Origin of the sequence: Saccharomonospora iraqiensis subsp. iraqiensis (genome assembly GCF_000430445.1) — a bacterium.
GTDB classification, from domain to species: Bacteria; Actinomycetota; Actinomycetes; order Mycobacteriales; family Pseudonocardiaceae; genus Saccharomonospora; species Saccharomonospora iraqiensis.
Window position 1 is genome coordinate 1 of sequence record NZ_KE387087.1, and the last position, 2,434, is coordinate 2,434.

Below are 2,434 nucleotides of genomic sequence, written 5' to 3' on the forward strand. Positions count from 1 at the left end.
GGCACCGGGGTCCACGACCGGCAGCACCCGCGTCCCGGACACGTCCGCCGGACTCGGCGCCGTGGTCGGCCGATCGGTGTTCCTCAGCGCCTTCGCCCGGGACGCCGCGTCGCCTCCCGGCGTCGGCCCGGAACTCGGCGTCGGACCGGAACTCGGCGTCGGGCCGTGTTCCGGTGGCGGACCGTGTTCCGGTGGCGGACCGGGATGCGACGTCGGTACGGGTTCGGGTGTCGGCCCGGTTCCCGGTGTCGGTTCGGGTTCGGGTGTCGGCCCGGGATTGGGTGTGCCGGTGGGCGCCGGTTCCGGCGCGGCCAACGGCGGTGCGCCCGACGCCTCGGCGAGGATGTCCTCGCTCCGCCGCCGGTGTTCACCGTGGCTGATCGTGCCCGCCGCGAGTTCGCGGTCGAGCTCGCGCAGCTCGTCCTGCCACGTCATCGCGCCACTCCCCGGCCCGGTGCGGCGCCACCGGCTGTCGCGCCACCCTTCCGTGGGTCATTGTGCCGGTAGACTCGACGCCATGTGGATGTTCGGACGGGACAGGACCAGGCTCGTCTCCGCCGAGGAGGCGCTGCCCGGTCGCGCGGAGCCGCTCGCGACGCCGGAGACGCACGCGGTGTACCCGGACCGGCGGATCAAGCCGCCGTTCCCGGAGGGGATGCGCACGGCCGTGTTCGGGCTCGGCTGTTTCTGGGGTGCCGAGCGGGTGTTCTGGCGCACACCGGGGGTGTACTCCACCGCGGTCGGCTACGCGGGCGGGCACACCCCGAACCCGACGTACGAGGAGGTGTGCTCCGGCCTGACCGGGCACACCGAGGCCGTGCTCGTCGTGTACGACCCGGACCGGGTGTCCTACGAGACGCTGCTCAAGGTGTTCTGGGAGAACCACGACCCCACCCAGGGCCTGCGCCAGGGCAACGACGTGGGGTCCCAGTACCGGTCGGCGGTCTACACCGCCGACGGGGAACAGGATGCCGTCGCCAGGGCGTCCCGGGAGGCGTTCCAGAAGGCGCTGCACAGTGCGGGCCACGGCGAGATCACGACCGAGATCGCGTCCGCGGGTCCGTTCTACTACGCCGAGGACTACCACCAGCAGTACCTGCACAAGGTGCCGAACGGCTACTGCGGCCTCGGTGACACCGGCGTGTCCTGCCCGGTGGGGGTCGGCGTCCCGGGGGACTGACCACCCGCCGCGCGGCGACACCGCGACCGCACCGGCCACGGGGTGCCCCTGTGGCCGGTGCCGCGCGAGCGCGGTGCCGTGGGGATCACAAGAAAAAGGCCCCGGAATCGGGGCCTTGAGGCTGTCCGTACCCGCCGTACGGCGGATGGGACGAGAGAGCGGACGACGGGATTCGAACCCGCGACCCTCACCTTGGCAAGGTGATGCGCTACCAGCTGCGCTACGTCCGCACACCCGGAACTCCGTCCGGTGTGAGTCCCAGTGTATACCCCGGTGCGTCGCCACTCGATCGGGGGCCCTTCGATTACGGACGGAACACGAGGGGTGACGACTGCGAAGTGCACTCCGTATGGTGTTCAAAGTTCAACCGAAGGCCCATCCGACGGAAGATGCTGTGCGGCCCGGGAGGGGGTGCCTGTCGTGACGGACGGGGCGACGGCCGACTCCGTGAGCGCGGGGCTGATCGACCGCCTCCGTGCCGGTGACGATACCGCCCTCGGGGAGTTGTTCGAGGCGCACGAGCCCGCCGTCCGGCGGCTCGCGCGCGGCCTGGTCACGGACCCGGCCGAGGCCGACGACATCACCGCGGAGACCTTCTTCCGGGTGTTGCAGGCGGTCCGGAGGGGGAGCGGTCCCCGGGACAACGTGCGCGCGTACCTGATGACGGTGGCACGCCGGGTGGCCTGGGAGTGGCAGGGCTCCCGCCGGGACGTCCCGGTGACCGACGAGGAACTCACCTCCCGGGCCGGGGGCCACACCGATCCCCAGGCCGGGACGGCCGAGGCGTCCCTGATCACCAGGGCGTTCGCCACGCTCCCCGAACGGTGGCGGACCGTGCTGTGGCAGACCGAGGTCGAGGGCGCCGCGCCCGCGACGCTCGCCCGACACTTCGGGCTCAGCGCGAACGCGACGGCCGCGCTGGCCCGGCGTGCCCGGATCGGCCTGCGGGCCGCGTATCTCCAGGCGCATCTCACCACCGACCGGGAGGCGCGCGGGTGTCGTTCGGTCCGGGAGAAGCTCGGTGGCTACACCGCGGGCAGCGTCACCGGCGCGGAGTCCCGCAAGGTCGAACAGCATCTCACCCGGTGCGCCCCCTGCCGCGCGACCCATGACGAGCTGCGGCAGGTGTGCTCGGCGCTGCGCGCGCACGCGGGCGTCCTCGTGCCGCTGGTCCCGCTCTTCGCGTTCCCGACGGGCGCCGTCCTCGGCGCCGCGGGGTCGGGCGGTACGGGTGGTGGGATGTCCGCGGCCGCG

Annotated in this window: 2 protein-coding genes, 1 tRNA gene and 1 pseudogene; 2 read left to right on the top strand and 2 right to left on the bottom strand. The window is 72.9% G+C overall.

Features of this window, described 5'->3' with window-relative positions; genetic code table 11:
* Nucleotides 1-435: pseudogene (locus tag ACTIR_RS27515) on the bottom strand (hypothetical protein); the annotation flags it as partial.
* Nucleotides 436-517: 82 nt separating this feature from the next.
* Here ACTIR_RS27515 and msrA point away from each other — a divergent pair.
* Nucleotides 518-1,180, top strand: coding sequence for a peptide-methionine (S)-S-oxide reductase MsrA (msrA, locus tag ACTIR_RS0111900; RefSeq protein ID WP_026454457.1), 663 nt, complete (start codon nucleotides 518-520; stop codon nucleotides 1,178-1,180).
* 157 nt (nucleotides 1,181-1,337) lie between these two features.
* Here msrA and ACTIR_RS0111905 read toward each other — a convergent pair.
* A tRNA-Gly gene (locus ACTIR_RS0111905) sits at nucleotides 1,338-1,410 on the bottom strand.
* A gap of 190 nt (nucleotides 1,411-1,600) precedes the next feature.
* On the opposite strand from ACTIR_RS0111905, the gene ACTIR_RS22980 reads away from it, so the two are divergent.
* A partial coding sequence (locus ACTIR_RS22980) for a sigma-70 family RNA polymerase sigma factor (RefSeq protein WP_154663742.1) occupies nucleotides 1,601-2,434 on the top strand: 834 nt, incomplete at its 3' end.